Annotated in this window: 16 protein-coding genes; 4 read left to right on the plus strand and 12 right to left on the minus strand. The window is 67.5% G+C overall.

Annotated elements, in window-relative coordinates:
- Positions 1-82 precede the first annotated feature (82 nt).
- The 6 genes from DI624_RS02290 to murC all read right to left on the minus strand — a co-directional run bounded on the left by DI624_RS02290 (position 83) and on the right by murC (position 8,970).
- Positions 83-2,956: a TonB-dependent receptor gene (locus DI624_RS02290; RefSeq protein ID WP_291535779.1), complete on the minus strand. Its 2,874-nt coding sequence runs from the start codon at positions 2,954-2,956 to the stop codon at positions 83-85.
- A 294-nt stretch (positions 2,957-3,250) separates the two neighbouring features.
- Positions 3,251-4,585: a cell division protein FtsA gene (gene ftsA, locus DI624_RS02295; RefSeq protein WP_291535780.1), complete on the minus strand. Its 1,335-nt coding sequence runs from the start codon at positions 4,583-4,585 to the stop codon at positions 3,251-3,253.
- A gap of 13 nt (positions 4,586-4,598) precedes the next feature.
- Entirely contained in the window at positions 4,599-5,486 is an 888-nt protein-coding gene (locus tag DI624_RS02300; protein ID WP_291535781.1) for a cell division protein FtsQ/DivIB, read from the minus strand.
- Positions 5,474-6,415: a D-alanine--D-alanine ligase gene (locus tag DI624_RS02305; protein ID WP_291535782.1), complete on the minus strand. Its 942-nt coding sequence runs from the start codon at positions 6,413-6,415 to the stop codon at positions 5,474-5,476. The genes DI624_RS02300 and DI624_RS02305 overlap by 13 nt, the downstream gene beginning before the upstream one ends.
- A gap of 77 nt (positions 6,416-6,492) precedes the next feature.
- Positions 6,493-7,404: a UDP-N-acetylmuramate dehydrogenase gene (gene murB / locus DI624_RS02310; RefSeq protein WP_291535783.1), complete on the minus strand. Its 912-nt coding sequence runs from the start codon at positions 7,402-7,404 to the stop codon at positions 6,493-6,495.
- A 141-nt stretch (positions 7,405-7,545) separates the two neighbouring features.
- Positions 7,546-8,970 carry a UDP-N-acetylmuramate--L-alanine ligase gene (gene murC, locus DI624_RS02315; RefSeq protein WP_291535784.1) on the minus strand — a complete coding sequence of 475 codons (1,425 nt, stop codon included), beginning with the start codon at positions 8,968-8,970 and terminating at the stop codon, positions 7,546-7,548.
- 180 nt (positions 8,971-9,150) lie between these two features.
- Here murC and DI624_RS02320 point away from each other — a divergent pair, with 180 nt between their 5' ends.
- The 4 genes from DI624_RS02320 (at position 9,151) to DI624_RS02335 (ending at position 16,057) form a co-directional block, all read left to right on the plus strand.
- Complete coding sequence (locus tag DI624_RS02320; protein WP_291535785.1) at positions 9,151-11,238, plus strand: catalase; 2,088 nt, start codon at positions 9,151-9,153, stop codon at positions 11,236-11,238.
- Between the two features lie 96 nt (positions 11,239-11,334).
- The gene (locus DI624_RS02325; protein ID WP_291535786.1) at positions 11,335-12,426 is read left to right on the plus strand and encodes a site-specific DNA-methyltransferase; all 1,092 of its coding nucleotides are present in this window, start codon (positions 11,335-11,337) and stop codon (positions 12,424-12,426) included.
- Between the two features lie 199 nt (positions 12,427-12,625).
- The gene (locus tag DI624_RS02330) at positions 12,626-13,741 is read left to right on the plus strand and encodes a glycosyltransferase family 4 protein (protein WP_291535787.1); all 1,116 of its coding nucleotides are present in this window, start codon (positions 12,626-12,628) and stop codon (positions 13,739-13,741) included.
- A 168-nt stretch (positions 13,742-13,909) separates the two neighbouring features.
- Positions 13,910-16,057, plus strand: coding sequence for an amylo-alpha-1,6-glucosidase (locus tag DI624_RS02335; RefSeq protein WP_291535788.1), 2,148 nt, complete (start codon positions 13,910-13,912; stop codon positions 16,055-16,057).
- Here DI624_RS02335 and DI624_RS02340 read toward each other — a convergent pair whose 3' ends face one another.
- The 6 genes from DI624_RS02340 to DI624_RS02365 form a co-directional block, all read right to left on the minus strand.
- Positions 16,058-16,186, minus strand: a complete 129-nt coding sequence (locus tag DI624_RS02340) for a BrnA antitoxin family protein (RefSeq protein WP_291535789.1) — start codon at positions 16,184-16,186, stop codon at positions 16,058-16,060. It abuts the gene before it with no gap.
- Between the two features lie 45 nt (positions 16,187-16,231).
- Positions 16,232-18,430, minus strand: coding sequence for a polysaccharide biosynthesis tyrosine autokinase (locus DI624_RS02345; protein ID WP_291535790.1), 2,199 nt, complete (start codon positions 18,428-18,430; stop codon positions 16,232-16,234).
- A 74-nt stretch (positions 18,431-18,504) separates the two neighbouring features.
- Positions 18,505-19,779, minus strand: coding sequence for an outer membrane beta-barrel protein (locus DI624_RS02350; RefSeq protein WP_291535791.1), 1,275 nt, complete (start codon positions 19,777-19,779; stop codon positions 18,505-18,507).
- A 10-nt stretch (positions 19,780-19,789) separates the two neighbouring features.
- On the minus strand, positions 19,790-20,767 hold the full coding sequence (locus tag DI624_RS02355) for an NAD-dependent epimerase/dehydratase family protein (RefSeq protein WP_291535854.1): 978 nt from the start codon (positions 20,765-20,767) through the stop codon (positions 19,790-19,792).
- Positions 20,764-22,086 carry a UDP-glucose/GDP-mannose dehydrogenase family protein gene (locus DI624_RS02360; protein ID WP_291535792.1) on the minus strand — a complete coding sequence of 441 codons (1,323 nt, stop codon included), beginning with the start codon at positions 22,084-22,086 and terminating at the stop codon, positions 20,764-20,766. Before DI624_RS02360 ends, DI624_RS02355 begins: the two co-directional genes overlap by 4 nt.
- 147 nt (positions 22,087-22,233) lie before the next feature.
- A complete protein-coding gene (locus DI624_RS02365) occupies positions 22,234-23,025 on the minus strand; it encodes a PhoH family protein (protein WP_291535855.1) in 792 nt (263 codons plus the stop codon).
- Positions 23,026-23,322 lie beyond the last annotated feature (297 nt).

The following is a 23,322-nucleotide window of genomic DNA, read 5'->3' on the forward strand; positions in this document are numbered from 1 at the left end:
CGGCTCTGCTTGGGATTTCTTTGGCGAAAAAGAAAAGAGGCGGCCCGAAGGCCGCCTCCAAGATTGAGGATCGACAATAGGATTAGAAGCTGCGCCCGATCCGAACGAAGCCGCGACGGCCCCGCATGTCGTAGCCGTTCAGGGCCGCGGTGCCGTTGCGCCACAGGTTCGGCGAAGCCGCCGGCGGCTTTTCGTCCCACAGGTTGTTGATGCCGACTTGGAAAGTCCAGTCGTTCACCTCGTACCGAACCGAAGCCGAGTGAACGGCCGTGAACTCGGTGTAGCCCTTGTAGAAGACACAGTAGTTGTTCGGCGCCGAGCAGTCCGAGCTGCCGATGCCGTTGGGCAGGTCGGCGTAGCGGGCGTTGGCGAAGATCGAACCGCCCAGATAGTCGTCGCCCAGGTCCGAGCCCTTGCCGATGGCATCGATGCCATAGAAGTAGGTGACCGGACCCGAGTTCAGGGTGAAGTTCAGGTTCCCCGAGTAGGCGGGGCCGTTGTAGTTGAAGGTGTTGCCCAGCACGTCTTCGTGGATGCCGCCGAGAACGTTGCGTTCGTCCTTCAGCTTCCAGGTGTGCTGGCTGTTGATCGAGAAGGTTCCGAACGGCAGCTCGCGAACATACCGGATAGCCAGGTCGATGCCGGTGTTCATCTGTTCGGCGACGTTGACGTAGCTGTTGTCGACGCCGGTGATGTAGAAGTTGACCGGATCACGCGTGAACAGCGAGCAGAAGTCGGTGTTGCCGCGCAGGCACTGCTCGATGATGTTGTAGGCGCCGAACTGATCGACCGCATCCTTGATCGTGATGTCGAAGTAGTCAACCGCGATGCTCAGATTGGCGAACGACGGGGTCCAGACCACACCGAAGTTCACGGTGTCGGCGGTCTCAGCCTCAAGGTTGTCACGCCCGCCGATCGAAGCGATCGGCACGCTCGACCCGCCCGTGGCGACGTAGTCGTCGGGAATGCCGAGAGCCGCGCAGGCGCCCTGGATCTCGGTATCGACGCCGCTGTCGCCATAGTTATAGCAGGGATCGACAGCCGATTGGCCGCCATAGGCGATCTGCGAACCCAGGAACTGTTCGTACAGCGCCGGGGCGCGGAACGAGGTGCCGGTGCTGGCGCGCAGGCGATACTCGGGCGTGACCTGGTAGTTCAGGCCCACCTTATAGGTGCTGCTCGTGCCGTAGCTGTCATAGTCCGAGATGCGGCCCGACACGTTCAGGGTCAGAGACTCGGCGAAGGGCAGATCCTTCAGCAGCGGAGCGTCGAACTCGACGAAGGCTTCACGGATATCGTCCGAACCGGCCGTACGGCCGGCGCTGGAGAACAGGGCCGTGTTGCGATTGCGCGCCTGATAGCCGGGCGTGTCGTCCAGTTCCTCGTGGCGGATCTGGAAGCCCATAGCGAAGCCGACATCGCCCGCCGGCAGGGTGAACAGGCGATCCGTGCTGATGACGCCTTCCACATAGTAGTGGTCGTAGGTCGTCGTGCCGTCTTCGTTGACGAACAGGAAGTCACGCTCTTGGTCGGTGAACTCGCCGCGCAGCACACGTTCAGAGGTCCACGGCACGCCGTTCGGCAGAGCCGCGCAATCGAACCCGGAGAAGTTGCCGCCCAACGGATTGTTGGTACAGGCAACGTTTGGGCTCATCGTGGCCAAGAAGCGGTCCAGATAGAGGCGCGGACCGTTGTTGTAGACCGCGTCGGACAGCGAATATTGGCCATACAGGTCGTAGCTCCAATCACGGTTGAACGTGTTGAAGTCGCCACGCACGCCAACGACGCCGCGATAATAGTCCACCCGCTGGTGGGTGTTCGATTCATAGATCGAAACCGGCACGACGTTATAGCCGAACGGGTTGTTCGGGTTGCTAGCCGGCAGGACGTTCGGCGCGCCGTTCAGCGTGCTGCGCTGAGCGAAGTTCGGGAACAGCTGAGCCGAGCCGTACTGCGAGGAATCGCGACGGTTGAACAGCAGTTCCGTATAGATTTGCGCGTTCGGCGTCAGGTCATAGCCGGCGTTCAGAGCGACCGTGGTGCGCTCGACCGGGCTGATAACCGATCCGCGCTGCCACAGGGCGTTGTCCGATGGGGTGTACGGGATGGTTTCCGGATAGCCGTTGCGGCCCCAGCGCACCCAACCTGCGAACGGCGAGTTGTTGCCCTGAGCAGCGGTCGGATAGGTCACGCCAGGCATGGCGCGGATCAGGTTGAAGCCGTTGTAGGGCCCGCCCGAAACCTGGACATAGTTGCTGTTCTGGTTGTAGCACTTGTACTCGCCCGTGCGCGGGTCGGTGTAATCGACGCGCTCGCCGCCCTCTTCATCGTACAGGTAGTCCTCGGTGCACGAGGTCATGTCACGATCGCTGCGACGCAGGATGTTGGCGCGGTAGTACTCGACACCGCCGTTGATATAGCCGCGATCGAAGACCTTACCGAAGGCGCCGTCGACACGATAGACTTCGCCGCCCGTCTCGAAGGGTTGGTTGGCGTAGAAGTTGATTTCGCCGCCATCCAGAGTTTGGGTGGTGATAATGTTCACCACGCCCGCCACGGCGTCCGAACCGTAGGTCGAGGAGGCGCCGTCCTTCAGGATGTCGAAGCGTTCGACCAGCGACTGAGGAATGACGTTCAGGTCGAAAGCCGCGACCGAGCCGCGCGTACCAGCAGGACCGGCGCGACGCCCGTTCAGCAGCGTCAGGGTACGCTGGGTGCCCAGACCGCGCAGCGAGAGCGACTGCGTGCCGCCACCCGCCTGGCCGGGAAGGATGTAACCAGTGATCTGGTCGTTAATCTGCGTGGAGGCGGCCGCGAGGCTCGAGCCCAGCAGGGCCGAGGCGGCGTCGGCCGTGCCGCGCAGTTCCGACTCTTCCTTCGTGATCACCTGCAGAGGCGACGGGCTGGTGAACTGCGGGTTACGGATACGCGATCCGGTGACGACGATGTCGGTCACGGACGTGGGTTGCCCGGCCTGCGATTGCTGGGCCGTGGAATCGGTCGATTGCGCAAAACTCGGCGCGGCAATCGCAAGGGCGCCAGCCAGAACGCTGGAACCCAACAAGATCGCTCGTTTCAGATGCATTTAAAGCTGCCCCCAGAAAACAGATGTTGGAACGCGGAAAGACCCATCCGACGTTGGCGGAAAGCGCTAGAGCCGGCGCCGCGTTCTCGCAATAGAGAAGCCACAGGATCGCCCAAATGGTGGCAGGTATGTAACAAACACATCACACCTGAGCGAAGGCTTTCGTCACAGGTTATCCCTGAGCCACCCCGCCACGCGTCCCACGACATTGCCGCGATGCACCTTCGGCGCATCCGCAGCCGTAATCTGCCGCGCCATCAGCTTCCTCGCCGACACCGCCTCGCGCGGGCCGTAGGCGGCGCGGAGGAGGACGCCGGCGGTGGCGCAGAAGGCGGGGCCGGAGGCGGCGTCGGCCAAATGCGGCGCGCGTTGGGGCTTTCCAAGGCGGACGGGGCGGTCGAAGACGCGCACGGCCAACTCGCGCACGCCATTCAACTGGCTGGCGCCGCCGGTCAGGACCAGGCCCGCGCCCGGCTCCAGGCCGACGCCGGCGGTCTTCAGCCGGTCGCGGAGGAGTTCGAGCGTTTCCTCGACGCGCGGGGCGATCACGGTCTTCAGCATGGCGCGCGGGACGATGACGGGGCCGGCCGAGGCTTCTTCGCCGCGCGGCGGGGCCTCCAGCATTTCGCGGTCCTCGTTGGCGCTGGCCATGGCCGAGCCGTGCAGGGTCTTCAACCGCTCGGCGCCGGCCTTCGACGTCGACAGGCCGCGCGCAATGTCGGAGGTGACGTGGTCGCCGCCGACGTTCAGGCTTTCGATATGCAGCAGGGATCGCCCGCCCCAGACCGCGGCGCTGGTCGAGCCGCCGCCCATGTCGATGCAGACGGCGCCCAGGTCCATCTCGTCTTCTTCCAGCGCGGCCAGGGACGAGACGACGGGCGCGGCGGCCACGCCCTGCAGGTCCAGGTGCGCCAGTTCAAGGCAATGGCTCAGGGTCGTGAAGACGTTCTCGGCCATCGAGACGACCAGCAGATCCAGCCCCAGCGACCCGCCCCGCATCGAACGGGGATCGTGGACGCCCCGCGCCCCGTCGACCGACCAGGCGATGGGCAGGACGTGGATCGGGCGGCGGTTGGGCAGGCGGATCTGGGCCAGGGCCATGCCGATGGCGCGCGCCAGGTCGGCGTCCCCGACCGGATTGGCGCCCAGGGACACCCGCGCCTGCACCCGGTGGCTGGCCATCTGGCCGATGGCGGTGGTGACGACGACGCCGGAGACCGGGCTCTGGGCCGCGCGCTCGGCGCGTTCGACGGCGTGGCCGATGGCCTGGGCGGCCTCGTCCATATTGATGATGGCCCCGCCCTTCACGCCCTTGGACTGGACGTGGCTGGCGCCGGCGACGCGGATGGTGCGGTCGGCGTGGCGCACGCCGTCGGGCTTCATGATGAAGCACGACACCTTGGACTGGCCGATGTCCAGGGCGGCGACCACGGGCGCGCGCCCGGCGCGGGGGTCCAGGCCCCGACCCTGATCATTGGCTGCGCGCGGCTTTCCCGACATCCGGTTCTGGTCCTTAAGCGTCGCCGGCGGGTCGCACCGCGACCTCGTCCGGGGTTCTGAGATCGACCCGGGCGAAACCCAGGTCTAGCAGGCGTTCGCGCTGGTCCAGCGCATCGAGGCGGATCAGGGCCGCCTCCTGTTCGGTGGCGGGCAGCTGGATCAGGCTGCCGTCCTTGAGCCGCAGGTCCCAGCGTCGCTCGTCCACGCGGACCAGGGCGTCGATCTTGTTCATCAGGCGCGGACGCTGGGCCAGAAGCGGCAGGATTTCGCCGGCCGCCGCATCGGCGCCCTTGCCCACGACCAGCGGCAGGGTCGGATAGCGGCGCGCGTCGGCGCCCGCGATCACCTGGCCGCGCGCGTCGATGACCTTGATCTGCCCGGCCTCCTGCCAGACGGCCAGGCGGTCATGCTCCTTGACCTCGACGATCAAGGTGTCGGGCAGCAGGCGCACGACCCGCGCCGACTTGACCCAGCCCACGCCCTGCACGCGGTCGCGGATGGCGTCCAGCTTCAGGCTGGTGATCGGCTGGCCGGATTGAAGGCCCAACGCCTGTCGGATCGCCGGCTCGGCCTCGGCCGAGGCGCCGGTGACATGCACCCGCTTCAGCGTCAGCCCCATGCCGGAGGTCAGGCTGTCGATCCCGTGAGAGACCGAGGCGCCGATCCGCTCGGCCCGCGCGCCGGTCGCCAGCACCCCGACCAGCAGCAAAGCGCCTGCGCCCAGCGCGATGACGGCGGTGCGGGACGAGATGTCGACACGGCCGATGGCGGCCATCTTGGCGGGAATGGCCGACGCGTTAGGGTTTGCGCCGCGGGAACGTCCGCCGCCCCTGGGCGCCGCGCCGCGTCCCGGGGCCTGGGCGGAACCCTGTCGCCGACCGCCGCGAACTACCGCGGGCATGAGGCGTCCTCCACCATCCACCGAACCAGATCGTCATAGCTCATTCCGGCATAGGCGGCCTGCTCGGGCGCGAGCGAGGTCGGGGTCATGCCGGGCTGGGTATTGACCTCCAACAGGACCAGATCGTCCTTAACGTCGTCATAACGGAAGTCGGACCGGGATACCCCGCGGCACCCCATGGCGGCGTGCGCCAGCTCGGCCTGACGCAGGGCCGCCTCGAACACATGCGGCGGCAGGACGGCCGGCAGGACGTGGACCGACCCGCCCGGCGCATACTTGGCCTCGTAGTCGTAGAAGCCCTTGGCGGGGGTGATGTCGGTCACGGTCAGGGCGCGCGGGCCGGACGCCTCGCCCAGCACGGCGACGCACAGTTCCTTGCCGGGAATATAGGGTTCGACGACGACCTGATCGCCGTAGGCCCAGCCGGGCTCGCCCACCTCGGCGACCGGGCGATTGGCCCCTTCGCGCACCAGGAAGACCCCGACGGAAGAGCCTTCGGCGTTGGGCTTGACCACATAGGGCGGGTCGATGACGTGACGGCTGGCGACCTCGTGGCGGTCGAACAGGCCGCCGCCCGGCACCTTGACCCCCGCCATCCGCAGCACGGCCTTGGACTTTTCCTTGTCCATCGCCAGGGCCGAGGCCAAGACGCCGGAATGGGTGTAGGGAATGCGCAGCGTTTCGAGCACGCCCTGGACGCAGCCGTCCTCGCCCCAGGCGCCATGCAGGCAGTTCAACACCACATCGGGCCTGATCAAGCCGGACAGCACATTGGCCAGGTCCCGCCCGGCGTCCACGCGGCTGACGCGCACCCCCTGCCGCTCCAGCGCCTGGGCGCACTGCTCCCCCGACGACAGCGATACCTCTCGCTCGGCGGAAAGGCCGCCCATCAGGACGGCGACGTGAAGGTCTTTGAAAGCACGGGCCATAACGTCTCCGATTGCGGCCTACATGTTTAACAGGCCGTCAACCCTTCTCGCATCGCGCTCAATTTTGCGGAGGATTTTTAGGCGGGCCGTCCGATCCGCCTGATCTCCCAGTCCAGCTGAACGCCGGTCTTCGCCAGGACGTCAGCGCGGACCGCCTCGCCCAGCCCCTCGATGTCGGCGGCGGTGGCTTCTCCGGGATTGATCATGAAGTTGGAGTGCAGGTCGCTGAACAGGGCGCCGCCTCCCGTTTCGGCATGCAGCTTGCCGCGCCATCCGGCCTCGTCGACCAGTTTCCACGAGGAATGGCCCTTGGGGTTCTTGAAGGTGGAGCCGCCCGTCTTCTCGCGGATCGGCTGGGTGGTCTCGCGCCGGCGGGTGATCTCGGCGATCCGGGCGGCCACGGCCTCGGGGTCGTCCGGCGTTCCCCGATAGGTCGCCTCGACCCAGATGATCTCGGCCGGCGCCTGGGAATGGCGATAGGTGTAACCGAAGTCGGCCAGGGCGTAATCGATCCGCCGCCCCTGACGGTTAAGGCCCCAGGCCGAGACCAGCACATCCTTGGTCTCGGAACCATAACAGCCCGCATTCATCGTCAGTGCGCCGCCGATGGCGCCCGGGATCCCCGCATAGAACTCCAGCCCGGCGATCCCCGCCTTCGCGCTGGCCTTGGCCACCATGGAATCCAGAGCCCCCGCTCCGGCCGTGATCGTCAGCCCGTCCGCCACGACCTGCGCCCACGCCCTGCCCGCCAGGCGGATCACCACCCCATCGACCCCGCCGTCGCGAACGATGACGTTCGACCCGACGCCCAGCACCGTCACCGGGACGGCCGGGTCCAGCGCCTTCAGGAAATCGGCCAGATCGTCGGCGTCCGCCGGAATGAACAGGACCTCGGCGGCGCCGCCCACCCGAAACCAGGTGTAGGGCGCCAACGGCTCGTCCCGCAGCAGCTTGCCGCGCACCTCCGGCAGATTATCGCGCCAGCTCATTCCACACTCCGCTCATCCCCGCGAAAGCGGAGACCCAGTTCTTCCACACACCCCGGCGGCGGACGCCGCTCGGCGCACACGATTCCAAATCCGCTCGCCCAAAACACCGGGCCCCGCTTTCGCGCGGACGAGCGGGGATTTCTAGCCCAGCGCCTCCAGCTGCCCCGGCAAGCCATAGGCCCAGCTGGTGATGTCGCCCGCGCCCAGCAACACGACCACGTCGCCCGACTTCGCCTCGTCCTTGATCAGACGCGGCAGGACGGCGGCGTTCTCCAGCGCCTGGACCTGACGGTGGCCGTAGCGGCGCACGCCATCGGCCAGGGCGTGCTTGTCCACCCCTTCGATCGGTTGTTCGCCGGCGGGATAGACGTCGGCGACGATCACGCTGTCGGCGTCCGAGAAACTGGTCGAGAACTCGTCCATCAGGTCGCGCAGGCGGGTGTAGCGGTGCGGCTGGACCACGGCGATGACGCGGCCTTCCGCCACCTGGCGCGCCGCCTTCAAGACGGCGGCGATCTCGACCGGGTGATGGCCATAGTCGTCGACGATGCGCACGCCGTTCACGACGCCCGTGGTGGTGAAGCGGCGCTTGACCCCGCCGAAGCCGGCCAGGCCGCTGCGGATCGCGTCGTCCGAAACGTCCAGCTCGCGCGCCACGGCGATGGCGGCCAGGGCGTTCGACACATTATGCCAGCCGGCCATGGGCAGGTGCAGGCGCTCGATCCGGCGGGTCTCGTCGTTCTGCCCCCCGCCCTGAATGACGACGTCGAACCGGGCGCCGTCCGGTCCCATCTGGCAGTTGTCGGCCCGCACCATGGCCTGAGGATTGGTCCCATAGGTCACGAGCCGCCGGTTATCGATGGAGGCGACCAGCTTCTGCACCTCGGGGTGGTCCAGGCAGACCGCGGCGAAACCGTAGAAGGGAATGTTCTCGACGAAGTCCACGAACGCCTTACGCACCGCGTCGAAGTCGCCGTAGTGGTCGAGATGTTCCGGGTCGATATTGGTGACGATGGCGACGGTGGACTTCAGGCGCAGGAAGCTGCCGTCCGACTCGTCCGCCTCCACCACGATCCAGTCGCCGTCGCCCACCTTGGCGTTGGTGCCATAGGCGTTGATGATGCCGCCGTTGACCACCGTGGGGTCCAGGCCCGCCGCATCCAGCAGGGTCGCCACCATCGAGGTCGTGGTCGTCTTGCCGTGGGTGCCCCCCACCGCGATGGAGAATTGCAGCCGCATCAGTTCGGCCAGCATCTCGGCCCGGCGGACCAGGGGGATGCGCCGCTCGCGCGCGGCCTTCAGCTCCGGGTTCTCGGCCTTGACCGCCGTCGAATAGACCACAGCCGACACGCCTTCGCCCAGATGGGCGGCGTCGTGGCCGATGAAGATCTTGGCGCCCAGCTGTTCCAGCCGCTCGATGTTGGCGCTGGCCTTGGCGTCCGAGCCCTGAACCGAATAGCCGATCTTCAGCATGATCTCGGCGATGCCGCTCATGCCGATGCCGCCGATGCCGACGAAGTGGACGGGACCGAGGTCGAACGGAACGGGGCGAAGGCGTGCGATCATGCTGCGTCATAACCGCCGCCTCGCCTCCTGCGAAGGGCGCGCCGCGCGCGGAGCGAACTTTTCTGGATGCGACGCCCGACGCCTTGCGCGCGACCGAACAGAACCATTCGCAAACCCATGGCGTTAGCAGGGAGATGCGCGCCACGCCCTGTGCGCGCCGGCTTCCCGAAAGGTTTTCAGATGGCCAAGACCCCCGCGCGCGCCCCGGCGTCCGAGACCGGCGACGGCGGCGAACTGCACCAGATCGCCTCCGCGCCCGACGCCCGCACCACCACCAATCATGGCGCGCCGATCAGCGACAACCAGAATTCGCTGAAGGCCGGACCGCGCGGCTCGACCCTGCTGGAGGACTTCATCCTTCGCGAGAAGATCCAGCATTTCGACCATGAGCGAATCCCCGAGCGGATCGTCCATGCGCGCGGCTCGGCCGCCCACGGCTTCTTCGAATTGACCGACAGTCTGGCGGACTACACCACCGCCAAAATCCTGACCGAGGTCGGCAAGCAGACCGAGGTCTTCACCCGCTTCTCCACCGTGGCCGGCGGGGCCGGCTCGATCGACACGCCGCGCGACGTGCGCGGTTTCGCGGTCAAATTCTACACCACCGAGGGGAACTGGGACCTGGTCGGCAACAACATCCCGGTCTTCTTCATCCAGGACGCGATCAAATTCCCCGATCTAATCCATTCGGTGAAGATGGAGGCCGACCGCGGCTATCCCCAGGCGGCCAGCGCGCACGACACCTTCTGGGACTTCATCGGCCTGATGCCGGAATCGACCCACATGATCATGTGGGCCATGTCGGACCGCGCCATTCCGCGCTCCTATCGGATGATCGAGGGCTTCGGCGTCAACACCTTCCGCCTGGTCAACGCCAAGGGCGAGGCGACCTTCGTCAAGTTCCACTGGCGGCCAAAGCTGGGGACGCAATCGACCTGCTGGGACGAGGCGGTCAAGATCGCCGGCGCCGATCCCGACTATCACCGCCGCGACCTGTTCGAGGCCATCGCCCAAGGCGATTTCCCCGAGTGGGAGTTCGGGGTGCAGCTGTTCACCCAAGAAGAGGCCGACGCCCTGCCCTTCGACATTCTGGACGCCACGAAATTGGTGCCCGAAGAGGACTATCCGATCCGCGTCGTCGGCCGCATGGTCCTGAACCGCAACCCGGACAACTTCTTCGCCGAAACGGAACAGGCGGCCTTCCTGCCGACCAACATCGTGCCGGGCATCGACTTCTCGGAAGATCCGCTGCTGCAAGGCCGGCTGTTCTCCTACCAGGACACCCAGTTGTCGCGCCTGGGCACGGTCAACTTCCACCAGATACCGATCAACCAGGCCAAGGGCTGCCCCTTCCAGAACTTCCAGCGCGACGGCCAGATGCAGACCCAGGTCTTCAAGGGCCGCGCGAACTACGAGCCCAACAGCCTGGCCCAGGCAGGAGAGGAAGGCGGCCCGCGCGAGGATTCCAAAGGGGGCTTTCGCACCGCGCCCATCCCGGTCCAGGGCGAGAAGGTGCGTCTGCGCGCCGAGACCTTCGCCGACCACTACAGCCAGGCGCGGCTGTTCTTCCGTTCGCAGACCGAGATCGAACAGGCCCACCTGGCCAGCGCCATCGTCTTCGAACTGTCGAAGGTCTCCCTGGCCCATGTCCGCGAACGGATTCTGGCCAATCTGCAGAACGTGGACGAAACCCTGGCCCAGCGTGTGGCCGACGGGCTGAACCTGCCCCTGCCTGCGGCCTCGGAGCCCGCTGTGGCGCCGATCGACCTGGAGCCGTCGCCCGCCCTTCGCATCGTCGGCAAATATCCCGACACCCTGAAAGGGCGAAAGGTCGCCGTCCTGGTGGCCGACGGATCGGACGGAACGGTCGTCGATGCGGTCAGGGCGGCGGTGGAAGGCGACGAAGGCTCGATCTTCATCGTCGCGCCCAAGATCGGCGGGGCCAAGCTCAAGGACGGATCGACCCTGGCCGCCGACGGCCAACTGGCCGGCAGCCCGTCGGTCCTGTTCGACGCCGTCGCGGTCGTCCTGTCCGATGACGGCTGCGCGACGTTGATGAACGAAAGCGCCGCCGTCGACTTCGTCAAGGACGCCTTCGGCCACCTCAAGGCCATCGGTCATACCCCCGAGGCCCAGCCCCTGCTGGACAAGGCAGGCGTTGAGCCGGATGCGGGTGTGATCGACCTCGCCAAGGACGCCGACGGCTTCCTCGCCCCCGCGCGCACCCGTCAGTGGGACCGCGAGCCCAAGGTCCGAATGCTGGCCTGACGACGACGTAACCGGCGCGATGCGTCGCGCCGGTTACTCCACCTTAACCACAAGGATTCACCATCGCGGCTCTCAATGTTTCGGGGCCGCGTTTCCATGTCCGATCTGAAGACCCCTGTCCTGGCCAAGGACGTCATTCACCGTGGCGACTGCATCGAGGTGCTGAAAAGCCTGCCCGACGCCTCGGTGGACATGGTCTTCGCCGACCCGCCCTATAATCTTCAGCTGGGCGGAGACCTGCTGCGTCCCGACAACTCCAAGGTCGACGCCGTGGACGACGACTGGGACAAGTTCGGCAGCTTCGCCGAATACGACGCCTTCACCCGCGCCTGGCTGGCGGAATGCCGTCGGGTGCTGAAGCCGGAAGGCTCGATCTGGGTGATCGGCTCCTATCACAACATCTTCAGGCTGGGATCGGCGATCCAGGACCTGGGCTTCTGGGTGCTGAACGACATCATCTGGCGCAAGTCCAACCCGATGCCGAACTTCAAGGGCACGCGCTTCACCAACGCCCACGAGACCCTGATCTGGGCCGCCCGGTCGCGCGACCAGAAGCGTTACACCTTCAACTACGACGCCCTGAAGGCCTTCAACGAAGACACCCAGATGCGCTCCGACTGGACCTTCGCCCTGTGCACCGGCGAGGAGCGGATCAAGGACGCCGACGGCAAGAAGGCCCACCCCACCCAGAAGCCCGAGGCCCTGCTGCACCGCGTGCTTCTGGCGGCGACCCGCCCGGGCGACGTGATCCTGGACCCCTTCTTCGGCACCGGCACCACCGGCGCCGCCGCCAAGCGCCTGGGTCGCAGCTATATCGGCATCGAACGCGACGAGACCTACGCCCAGGTCGCCGAGACCCGCATCGCCTCGGTCCTGCCGGCCCGGCCCGAGGACCTGGTCGTCACCACCTCCAAACGCGCCGAGCCCAAGGTGCCGTTCGGCGCCCTGGTCGAGGCGGGCCTCCTGCACCCCGGCGACCGCCTGTACTGCCCCAAGGGCGAGCGCGAGGCCCGCGTGCGCGCCGATGGATCGCTGGTCCACGGCTCCCTGACCGGCTCCATCCACAAGCTGGGCGCCCTGCTGGAGAATGCGCCCGCCTGCAACGGCTGGACCTATTGGCGGTTCAAGACGGACCAGGGTTTGAAATCCATCGACGCCCTGCGATCCGAGGTGCGCGCCGCGATGTGATTTCGCCTGCGACCCGCTGTCGCAGCAATCACATCAATGACTTAGGATCGAGTGTGTACGATTCCACACGCCGAATAGGCATAGCTTCGCTGTAACCCGCCGAAACTGTTGCGAAAAATCCACCCTCGCGGTGGAACTTCGCAGTTGCGAGAACATTGATGTCCGTGGCCCGCAAGAGCGGGGTTCGGAGCATTTCATCATGAAGATCGCGCAGATCACCCCGTTGTATGAAGCTGTCCCGCCGAAGCTGTACGGCGGGACCGAACGCGTGGTCGCGCATCTAACGGACGCCCTGGTCGATCTGGGCCACGACGTCACCCTGTTCGCCAGCGCCGACGCCCAGACCAAGGCGCGCCTGGTGCCCGTCCGCGATCAGGCCATCCGGCTGGATCCGGCGCCGTTGAAGTCCGACCTGGCCGCACACCTGTCCATGCTGGGCGAGGTGCTGGACCGCGCCGACGAATTCGACGTCATCCATTTCCACACCGACATGGTCCATTTCCCGCTGTTCCAGATGTATGCGGACAAGACCCTGACCACTCTGCACGGTCGGCTGGACATGAAGGACCTGCCCGGCGTCTATGCGCGCTGGAGCGAATTCGGCTTGGTCTCCATCTCCGACGATCAGCGCAAGCCCCTGCATTTCGCCAACTGGAAAGCCACCGTTCATCACGGCATGCCGGGCGATCAATATGTCTTCTCGCCGAAGTCCGAGGGCTATCTGGCCTTCCTCGGCCGCATCTCGCCTGAAAAGCGGCCCGACCGCGCCATAGAGATCGCCACCAAGCTGGGCAGGCGGCTGAAAATGGCCGCCAAGGTGGACGCCGCCGACAAACGCTATTGGGAAGAGACGATTCGCCCTCTGGTCGACTCCAATCCTCTGGTCGAATTCATAGGGGAGATCGGCGACCACCAGAAGTCCGCCTTTTTGGGCGGAGCCGACGCCTTGCTGTTTCCCATCGACTGGCCGGAACCATTCGGCCTGGTGATGATCGAGGCCATGGCCTGCGGCACGCCGGTCGTCGCCTTCCGCTGCGGCTCGACGCCCGAGGTGATCGAGGACGGGGCCACCGGCTTCCTGGTCGATACGATGGAACAGGCCGTCGCCGCCGCCGGCCGCGTCCATCTGCTGGACCGCGAGGCCGTGCGGGCCCGGTTCGATCTTCGGTTCTCGGCCACCGCCATGGCCCGCCGCTATCTGGACGTCTATGGCGACCTGCTGGCGCGGCGGCCGTTCGCCGAGGCGCCGCTGGACGAAGTGGTCACGCCCCTGCGATCGCGCGGCGAGGATCGCAGCTTCGCGGCCCTGGCCTGACGGCTTTCGTCGGCCAGTCGCGACGGCGCTTCGACAATCCGATAAATAAGGGGCGGCGGAGGTGAACTCTCCGCCGCCTCATCAGTTGACCATCCAAGCGGCCCTTCAGCGCCGCATTCGGGTGGGACACGTTCGGCCGAGACCTCACAGCCACGGGGAAAAGACCGCATGGACGACGCCTACACCACGCTATTGTCCGCCGGCGACTCGGTCGAGGCGTCCGGCCTCGAACAGTTGATGGCGCTGAAGGACGGCGACACCTTCCTGGTGGCCGACGGCTGGGGGGACATGAAGGGCGGCGCGGACGGCCTGTTCGCCGACGACACCCGCGTGCTGTCGCGCTGGATCATGACGGTCGGCCTGTTGCGGCCATCGCGGCTGTCGTCGGGCGTCAGCCAGGACAATGTCTTCTTCTCGTGCCACACGACCAACCGCCCCCTCCCGCCGATGGGCGGAAGGTCCGCCCCGGCCGGCGTCCTTCATATCGAGCGTCGCCGCTTTCTGTGGGGGCGCCGGATGTTCGAGCGGGTGCAGATGGTCAATCACGGGGTGGAGGACATCCTCCTACCCCTGGCCTTCGATTTCGGCGCCGACTTCGCCGACATCTTCCAGGTGCGCGGCACGCCTCGGGCGAAGCGCGGCGCGATCCACCCGCCGACGACCGACGGCCGGCGCGTCACCTTCCGCTATACCGGCCTGGACGATGTGGATCGCATCGCCTGCCTGGCTTTTTCCGAACCGCCGGCCCGCCTGACGCACCAGCGCGCCGAGTTCATGTTCAGCCTGCCCAAGGGCCGCACCCTGGACCTCTATATCGAGTGCGGCGTGGATTCCTGCGAAGCGCCGGACGAGCGGCGCTGGCGGCTGAACGCCATCCAGGCGCGGCTGGCCATGCGCGCCAAACGCCGCCGCGGGGCATCGGTGCGGGGACCGCGCAGCCCGCGCTTCAACGACTGGCTGGATCAGTCGCGCGCCGACATGGCGTTGCTGACCACCGACCTGCCGACCGGCCCCTACCCCTACGCCGGCACGCCCTGGTTTTCGACCCCGTTCGGTCGCGACGGCATCATCTCGGCCTGGCAGATGCTGTGGCTGGACCCGTCGCTGGCCCGGGGGGTGCTGACCTACCTGGCGTCGCGCCAGGCCGCCGAGACCTCGCTGTTCCAGGACAGCCAGCCCGGCAAGATCATGCACGAGACGCGCGGCGGCGAGATGAGCGCCCTGCACGAGGTGCCGTTCGGCCTCTATTACGGCGGCGTCGACACCACCTGCCTGTTCGTGGCCCTGGCCGGCGCCTACGCCAACCGCACCGGCGACCTGGACCTGATCCGCAGGCTCTGGCCCAATCTGATCGCCGCCGCCGAGTGGATGCGGGACTATGGCGATTCGAACAACGACGGGCTGATCGACTATCAGCGCGGCGCCGACACCGGCCTGTCGAACCAGGGCTGGAAGGACTCGGAGGATTCCATCTTCCACGCCGACGGGCGCTTTCCCAAGGGGCCGATAGCCTTGCTCGAAGTCCAGGGCTACGCCTTCGCCGCCTGGAAGGCGCTGGGCGAACTGGGCGAGCGGCTGCACGACGAACGTGCGCCCGAATGGCGGATGCGCGCCGAACAGGTCCGCGCCCTGGTCGAGGACAAATACTGGATGGAGGACGAGGGATTCTACGCCGTGGCCCTGGACGGCGACGGTCGCCAGTGCCGCGCCATCGCCTCGAACGCCGGCCATCTTCTGTTCACCGGCCTGCCGTCGCTGGAGCGGGCGCGGCGGGTCAGCAAACGCCTGCTGTCGGCCGCCTTCCGCACCGGCTGGGGCATCCGCACGCTCGAGGTCGGCCAGGCCCGCTTCAATCCGATGAGCTATCACAACGGCTCGGTCTGGCCCCACGATACGGCCATGGCCGCGGCCGGCATGGCCAACTATGGCGAGCGCGACGCCGTGGCCCAGATCCTGGCCGAAATCTACGCCGCCGCCGCCCACTTCCACCTGCGGTTGCCGGAGCTGTTCTGCGGCTTCCCCCGCACGCCCGGCGAACCGCCCATCGCCTATCCGGTCGCCTGCCTGCCCCAGGCCTGGGCCGCCGGTTCGGTCTTCCTGATGCTCCAGGCGACGCTGGGGCTGCGCATCGACGCCTGGACCGAAACCGTCGATCTGGCCGATCCCGTGCTGCCGGTCGGCCTGGACCGGCTGAAGATCACGGGGCTGGAGGTCGGCGCCTCCGTCGTCGATCTGAACATCCAGCACCTGGAAGGCCGCGCCGTCGTTATCCCCCGCCACAAGCAAGGCAAGGTCGCGGTCCGCACCCTGCGCTGATCAGGCGGCGTTCTTAGCCAACCAGTCCCGCAAGGCCTGGTTCATGCGCGTTTGCCAACCGGGCGCGCCCTGAGCCGCGGTCAGGGCGATCAGTCCAGCAAGTGCGGTCAGACCTTTGCGCATCGTCATGCCTTATCAAGGGCCAGGGGTCTGGCGCGTGTCAACGCCGCGCGGTCAGGCGGCGTAGTATTTGCGGTAGGCCTCGTGAGGATAGGCGCCATAGCTGTGACCGTGAAGGGACCGGCCGCGGGCGTCGACCTGGGTCAGGCAGACGCCCAGGAGACGCGCGCCGGAAGCGTGCAGGATGCGGGCGGCGGCGGAGACGGCGCGGGCGGGCGTGCGGCGCCATCGGGCCAGCAGCAAGACGGCGTCGGCCCTGGCCGACAGGACACGGGCGTCGGCCATCACCAGCACGGGCGCCGTGTCGATCAGGACCAGGTCGAAGGCCTGGCGCAGTTCGGCCAACAGGGCGTCCATCGGCGGGGCGGCGAAGGCGTCGTCGGCCGACAGGCCCGAGGCGGCCAGCGGCAGGACCTGCATGCCCGAGGCGGGGTCCGTCGCCAAGACGGTTCGCCAGGCCGCCGCGCCGTGGAGCACCTCGGCCAAACCGGCGTCGGGATCGAGGCCCAGCATCCGGGTAGCGCCGCGTCGGCGCGGATCGCCGTCGATCAGCAGGACTCGTGCGCCGGAACGGGCCGCCACGCGCGCAAGGCACAGGGCGGTCGTGGTCTTGCCTTCGCCCGGCAGGGCAGAAACGACCGCCACGATCCGGGCGCTCGGGGCCGCCAGAGGAATGACCGGCGCAGCCGGCGGGGACAGGCCGGCGCGAAGGCCGCGCATGGCCTCGGCGAAGACCGAGGTCGGGCGCTGGACGACCAGGTCGATGGGATGAAGGTCGCGCTCGTCCGGGGCGGCGACCGTGTCGGCCAGGGGCAGGGCGCCCAGCGGATCGAGACCCAGCCTGCGCTCGACGTCCTCTGGCGTGGACAGGCCCTGCTGAAGCGCATTGGCGGCCAGGACCGCGCCGACGCCGGCGCCCAGGCCAAGCACGACCGCCAGAGCCAGGCTGATCGCAGGCTTGGGCGCGCTGGGCGCCGTGGGCGGGGTCGCGCGCGAGACGATGCGGGCGTCGGCCTGTTCGACCCCGGTCTGGGCGTCCGTCTCGCGGTATCGGTCCAGGAAGGCGCGATAGATGGCGCGCGCGGCCTCGGCCTCGCCCTCGAGTTCGCGCAGGCGGATGGAGGCGGCGTTGTTGTCGGCCAGGGAACCGCGCGCCACGTCCAGGCTGGACTGGACCGAGGCCGTGCGTTGGCGGGCCACCTGGGCCTGGGCGTCCAGATTGGAGACGACGCGGCGGATCTCGGCCTGGATCTGGGCGTCGATGTCGGACAGTTCGCTGCGGGCGCGCGCCAGGTCGGGATGCAGCGGACCATAGCGGACCGACAGATCCGCGACGCGGGTGCTGATGGCCGCGCGCTGGCCGCGCAGGTTCTGAACCACCGGCGAGTTCAGGGCCTCGCCCACATCGTCGCCGTTCGATCCGGCCGCCATCTGGGCGCGGGCGGTCCTTAGCCGGGCGTCCTGTTCGGCCTGAAGGGCGCGGGCGGCGGCCAGTTGCTGATTATAGACGGAAATCTCCTGTTCGGTCAGGGTCGCGCCCTGGGCGCTGAGCAGGCCGTGGTCGATGCGATAGGCCGAGACGGCGGCGTCCGCAGCCTCGACCTGACGTCGCAAGTCCTCCAGCCGGGCGCCGAGGAAGGCGTTGGCCTGGCTGTTGGCGTCGAACTTGGCGGTCAGTTGGGCGCGCAGATAGCGGTCGGCGAAGGCGTTGGCGATGCGGGCCGCTTTCACGGGATCGTCGGCGGTGAAGCCGACCGCCATCGAATAGGTCAGGCCGACGCGACGCACGGTCAGGCGCCGGCCGACGGCCTCGATCACCCGCTGGCGCTCTACGGCCGGGTCGGACGCGGGCGGCGCGCGGCCGGTCAGGCGGGCGAGGAGGTCGGGACGCAGCGAGCGGTTGAAGGCCGGATCGCGGACCAGGCCCAGGTCGTCCACGACGGCGGCCGCCAGCTGCGGGGATTTCAGCACCTCGACCTCGGTGTCGACGATGGCGGCCTCGGCGTCCAGGGCGGACAAGACGGCGGGTCCGGCGACCACCTGCGCCTTGCGGGTGTTGATCTGGAGGTGGGTGGCGGCGGTGTAGACAGGCGGGCGGGCCAAGAGCGCGACCAGCACAATCAGCCCGACCAATCCGGCCGCGCCGACGAACAGGCCCGCGCGCCGACGCAAACCCTCGATCCAGGCGGCGATGTCGATGTCGCCGGCGGCCGCGCGGACGGCGGCTCCAGGCGAAGGGTCGGTCAGGGTCATCGCGCCGTCGAACGGTGATCGTCATTCCCAGTGGTGCGGCGTCCCGCCTGGGTTGTCAATCGGCCGTGGGCGGATCAGAAGCGGGCGACGGCGCCCACGGTCATCCGTACCGTCCGATAGCGCGGACCGCGCGCGGCGCCGTCGGAGGCCTGGTCCATCAAGCTCAGTTCGGCTGTCAGGCCATGACGTCGATTCAGGCGATAGTCGGCGGCCAGGCTGGCGCCGCGCCGCCGATCGGTGCGGTCGCGGCCGACATAGGCGTCTTCGACATGGTCGATCCGGGCCGTCAGGATCAGGTTGCGCAACAGTTCATGATCGACAGCCAGCGACAGGTCGCTGCGCCGGGCGCCGGCGGCGCCGACCACGCCCGTATCGGCGACCGCGCGCGCCGCAGCGGCGGAGACGGTGGTCAGGGCGGTGGGAAACCAGGTCAGGCGCGCCCGGCCGCTGAATCCTTCCAGGTCGCCGAACGCCGGGTCTTCGAACATCTGGCGCCGATAGCCGGCGGCGATCTCTCCCCGGATCAGGCCGCCCCGTTCGAAATCCACGCCCGTCAGGGTCTCTCGCCCGGTCGATGAGCGGTCGGGCCGCCCGTCGACGCGCCGATAGTCGCGGTCGTCGCCGGCGATCTGCAAGAAGACGGCCGCGCCGGGCGACACGGCGTAGTCGGCGCGGCCGCTCAGGCTCAACGTCGTGCGGTCGCGGTCGTCCTGCTCGACCGGGCCGCCCGCCGCATCGACGTCGTCGCGGTAGTCGATACGCCGTATGCCGGCGTGGGGGGCCAGGCGCAGGCGGCCGTGCGTCGTCTGGGCCGTCAGCCGAGCCGCCGCGCTGTCGAAGGCGACGGGGCGGACCGTCAGGGGATCGGCGCCGGCGGCGGTGCGGGCCTCATGCCCCTGTTCCAGATCGACGTCCACGGCCAGATGGGTGTCGCGGGTCACGTCCAGTCGGCCCGCGCCGCCCAGCCGCCAATCGGAGGTGTTTTCGCTGGCGAGGTCCAGGCTGCGGTTCATGTCGAGCCGGGCGTAAGCCTCGATCCGATGCCGGTTCCAGTCCGAACGGGCCGTGATCTCCGGGGTCAGGCGCAGGGAGACGGCGGCGCGGGCGTCGGCCTCGGCGGCGAAGACATTGTCGTCATGAGTCGCCGTCGCCTGAACGCTCGGCCAGAGGGTGAAGGCGCCGGCGCGCAGGCCCAGGGCGTCATAAGCGGGCTGCGCCCGGTCGCGAACGGCCTGGCCGCGCTGGCGAAAGAAGGGATCGGCGGCCTGAAAAGCGGCCTGCGCGGCGGCTTCGACCGGGGCGACGACCAAACCCAGCGCGGCGATGGCGAGAAGGGCCGCGCGTCCCATAGCCCGCAGGTCAGCCGTTCTGATACTGGCGCCACCAGACGACGAACTTCTCCAGCCCGTCCTTCAGCGGAACCTGGGGCCGATAGCCGCAAAGGGCGTTCAGCTTGGAGACGTCGGCATAGGTGGCGGTGACGTCGCCGGGCTGCATCGGGCGCATGATCTTCTTGGCTTCGACGCCCAGGGCGCTCTCCAGGGTCGAGATCATCTCCATCAGGCCAACGGGCTGGCTGTCGCCGATGTTGTAGATTTCGTGCGCGCCCTGGGCCGGCGGGCGGTCCAGCACCCCCACGATTCCGTCCACGATGTCGTCGATATAGGTGAAGTCGCGCGCCATCCGGCCTTCGCCATAGACCTCGATGGGCTCGCCGCGCACGATCTTCTGCGTGAAGCCGAAATAGGCCATGTCGGGACGGCCCCACGGGCCATAGACGGTGAAGAAGCGCAGGCCCGACTGGGGAAAGCCGTAGAGTTTGGCGTAGCTCTGGCTCATCAACTCGCACGACCGCTTGGTGGCGGCGTAGAGGGAGACGGGGTGGACCGTCGGATCGTCTTCGCGAAAGCCCGAACCCTCCAGCGGCCGGTCGCCATAGACCGAACTGGACGAGGCGTAGACCAGATGCTCGACCCCGCCGTGGCGCGCCGCCTCCAGCATCGACAGATGGCCCGCCAGGTTCGACCGCTCATAGGCGAAGGGGTTCTCCAGCGAATACCGGACCCCCGCCTGGGCGGCCAGATGGACGATCCGTCGAACGCCCTCGTCCGCGACCAGAACGCGCATCCGCTCGTGGTCGGCGATGTCGGCGCGCACCATGCGGAAGCCTTCGCGCCCTTCCAGGCGGGCGGCGCGGGCCGCCTTCAGGCGCGGGTCGTAATAGGCGTTGAAGACATCGACGCCGATCACCCGTTCGCCGCGGCTCAGCAGGCGTTCGGCGACGTGCATGCCGATGAAGCCGGCCGCGCCGGTGACGAGGATCGGCGACCCCATCAGCCGCGCCCGACGCCCATATAGCGGAAACCCCGGGTCTTCATGTCTTCGGGCCGATAGATGTTCCTCAGATCGACCAGCACCGGCTGTTTCATCAGGCGCTTGATTCGGTCCAGATCCAGGGCGCGGAACTGATCCCATTCGGTGACGAGGACGACGGCGTCGGCGCCGGCGACGGCGTCATAGGCGTTCTCCTTCATCTCCACGTCGGGCAGCAGCTTGGCCGCCTCCTGCATCCCCTCGGGGTCGAAGGCCTGGACCTTGGCGCCGGCGGCGATCAGGGCGGGGGCGATGTCCAGGGACGGGGCGTCGCGCATATCGTCCGTGTTCGGCTTGAACGTCAGGCCCAACAAGGCGACGGTCTTGCCCGCCACGCTGTCGCCAAGGGTCGTCTCGACCCGTCCGGCCATCGCCTTCTTGCGCGCGTCGTTGACCTCGACCGTCGCCTCGATCAGCCGCGTCGGGGCGCCGTACTGCTGGGCGGTACGCACCAGGGCGATGGTGTCCTTGGGAAAGCAGGAGCCGCCATAGCCGGGGCCGGCGTGCAGGAATTTCGAGCCGATCCGCTTGTCCAGGCCGATGCCGCGCGCGACCTGCTGCACGTCGGCGCCCACGGCCTCGCACAGGTCCGCCATCTCGTTGATGAAGGTGATCTTCATGGCCAGGAAGGCGTTGGCGGCGTATTTGATCAGTTCGGACGTGCGCCGGCCCACGAACAGCAGCGGACTCTCGTTCAGGTTCAGCGGGCGATAGAGTTCGCTCATGATCTTCTGGGCGCGCGACCCGACCTCGCCATCCATGTCGTTGACGCCGATCACCACCCGATCGGGGCGTTTGAAATCGCCGATCGCGGCGCCCTCGCGCAGGAACTCGGGGTTGGAGACGACGGCGAAGTCGGCGTTCGGATTGGCCTTCCTGATGATGGCCTCGACCTCGTCGCCGGTGCCGACCGGGACGGTGGACTTGGTCACGACCACGGTGAAGCCGTCGATCAGACCGGCGATCTCCTCGGCCGCCGCATGAACGTAGGTCAGGTCGGCATGGCCGTCGCCGCGCCGGGTGGGGGTGCCGACCGCGATGAAGACGGCGTCGGCGCTGCGGATGGCCTCGGCGCCGTCCAGGGTGAAGAACAGCCGTCCCTCGCGCACGTTTGCGGCGACCAGATCGTCCAGCCCCGGCTCGTAGATCGGAATCTCGCCCCGCTCCAAACGTTCGATCTTGGACGGGTCCTTGTCGATACAGGTGACGACATGGCCGAAGTCGGCGAAACAGGCCCCGGACACCAGGCCCACATAACCCGTCCCAATCATCGCTACGCGCATCGACATCCCTCATCAGCGGCGAGCCGACCTTTAGCGGGCGAGCGCCGCAGGGGACAATAGGCGTTTGGCCCAAGCTCTCGGACCGTCTTTCGCCGTCATTCCGGTTTCGTCCCGCCGACGAACCTGGAATGACGACCTGAGACAAGCTCAGAGCACGCCGATCATGGAGGCGACCAGCGGGTGACGCACGATGTCCTGCTCGGCCAGGCGCACCACGGCGATGTCGGGCACCGCCTCCAGCCGGGCCGAAATGTCCGACAGCCCCGAGATGCCGGGCAGCAGGTCCGACTGCTGAGGATCGCCCGTCACCACCATGGTCGAATGCCAGCCCAGGCGGGTCAGCAGCATCTTCAGCTGGACGTAGGTGCAGTTCTGGGCTTCGTCCACGACGATGAAGGCGTTGTTCAGCGTGCGGCCGCGCATATAGCCGACCGGGGCGATCTCGATCAGACCCTCGGCCATCAGCGCCTTCACCCGCTTCATCGACAGGCGATCCGACAGGGAGTCGTACAGGGGGCGCAGATAGGGCGCCAACTTGTCCTCCATGTCGCCGGGCAGGAAGCCGATGGACTCGCCCGCCTCGACCGCCGGGCGGCTCAGCACGATGCGCCCGACCTTGCCGGCCTCCAGCGCCTCGACCGCCTTGGCCACGGCCAGATAGGTCTTGCCCGTGCCTGCGGGCCCAAGCGCCATGACAAGGTTGTGGTGGTCGATGGCCTCCATCAACTCGCCCTGGCCATCGGACTTGGGTTTCAATGTCTTCAGATATCCTTGCTCCCGGTCGTCGTTGGACGGATAGGGCGACCAGCCTGACCGCGCGTTCTGCGGGGCGTGGAGCCGGCGGACTTTCGATTCCTCCAGGAAGTCTCGCGAATCCAGGATTCCGTTTTCCCGCGTTTGACGCTTGGTTGCAGCACGCTTGGTCATGGACGCCTCCAGGGCATGAAAAAAGGCGGACCCGAACGGGCGCCGCCTTGGATGGTCTTGGGGAGGAAAAGGTCGCGGCCTTGAGACCAGCCGCCCGGATCCAATGCAGGGCCGTCTGCAACGGGATGTTCCCGCCGCCGAACCGCCGAACCAGGATCCCAACGCGCCACGCAAAAGCCTCGACGACTGACCGGACCGCGCTTGATCCGGTTTCGGATTCGAGGCCGAAATGGCGACCTGCGAATCGCATCAACAGAATGATGCTATCGTGGTTAGCGATCCGTTAAAGCCCTCGTTTTTCAAAGATTA

Origin of the sequence: Brevundimonas sp., from assembly GCF_003248455.1 — a bacterium.
GTDB lineage: Bacteria > Pseudomonadota > Alphaproteobacteria > Caulobacterales > Caulobacteraceae > Brevundimonas.

Bases quoted from the DNA above. Each gene is read 5' to 3' on its own strand.
- ftsA (WP_291535780.1), bottom strand. From the start codon at position 4,585: ATGTCGGGAAAGCCGCGCGCAGCCAATGATCAGGGTCGGGGCCTGGAC.
- DI624_RS02300 (WP_291535781.1), bottom strand. From the start codon at position 5,486: ATGCCCGCGGTAGTTCGCGGCGGTCGGCGACAGGGTTCCGCCCAGGCC.
- DI624_RS02305 (WP_291535782.1), bottom strand. From the start codon at position 6,415: ATGGCCCGTGCTTTCAAAGACCTTCACGTCGCCGTCCTGATGGGCGGC.
- murB (WP_291535783.1), bottom strand. From the start codon at position 7,404: ATGAGCTGGCGCGATAATCTGCCGGAGGTGCGCGGCAAGCTGCTGCGG.
- murC (WP_291535784.1), bottom strand. From the start codon at position 8,970: ATGATCGCACGCCTTCGCCCCGTTCCGTTCGACCTCGGTCCCGTCCAC.
- DI624_RS02320 (WP_291535785.1), top strand. From the start codon at position 9,151: ATGGCCAAGACCCCCGCGCGCGCCCCGGCGTCCGAGACCGGCGACGGC.
- DI624_RS02325 (WP_291535786.1), top strand. From the start codon at position 11,335: ATGTCCGATCTGAAGACCCCTGTCCTGGCCAAGGACGTCATTCACCGT.
- DI624_RS02330 (WP_291535787.1), top strand. From the start codon at position 12,626: ATGAAGATCGCGCAGATCACCCCGTTGTATGAAGCTGTCCCGCCGAAG.
- DI624_RS02335 (WP_291535788.1), top strand. From the start codon at position 13,910: ATGGACGACGCCTACACCACGCTATTGTCCGCCGGCGACTCGGTCGAG.
- DI624_RS02340 (WP_291535789.1), bottom strand. From the start codon at position 16,186: ATGACGATGCGCAAAGGTCTGACCGCACTTGCTGGACTGATCGCCCTG.
- DI624_RS02345 (WP_291535790.1), bottom strand. From the start codon at position 18,430: ATGACCCTGACCGACCCTTCGCCTGGAGCCGCCGTCCGCGCGGCCGCC.
- DI624_RS02350 (WP_291535791.1), bottom strand. From the start codon at position 19,779: ATGGGACGCGCGGCCCTTCTCGCCATCGCCGCGCTGGGTTTGGTCGTC.
- DI624_RS02360 (WP_291535792.1), bottom strand. From the start codon at position 22,086: ATGCGCGTAGCGATGATTGGGACGGGTTATGTGGGCCTGGTGTCCGGG.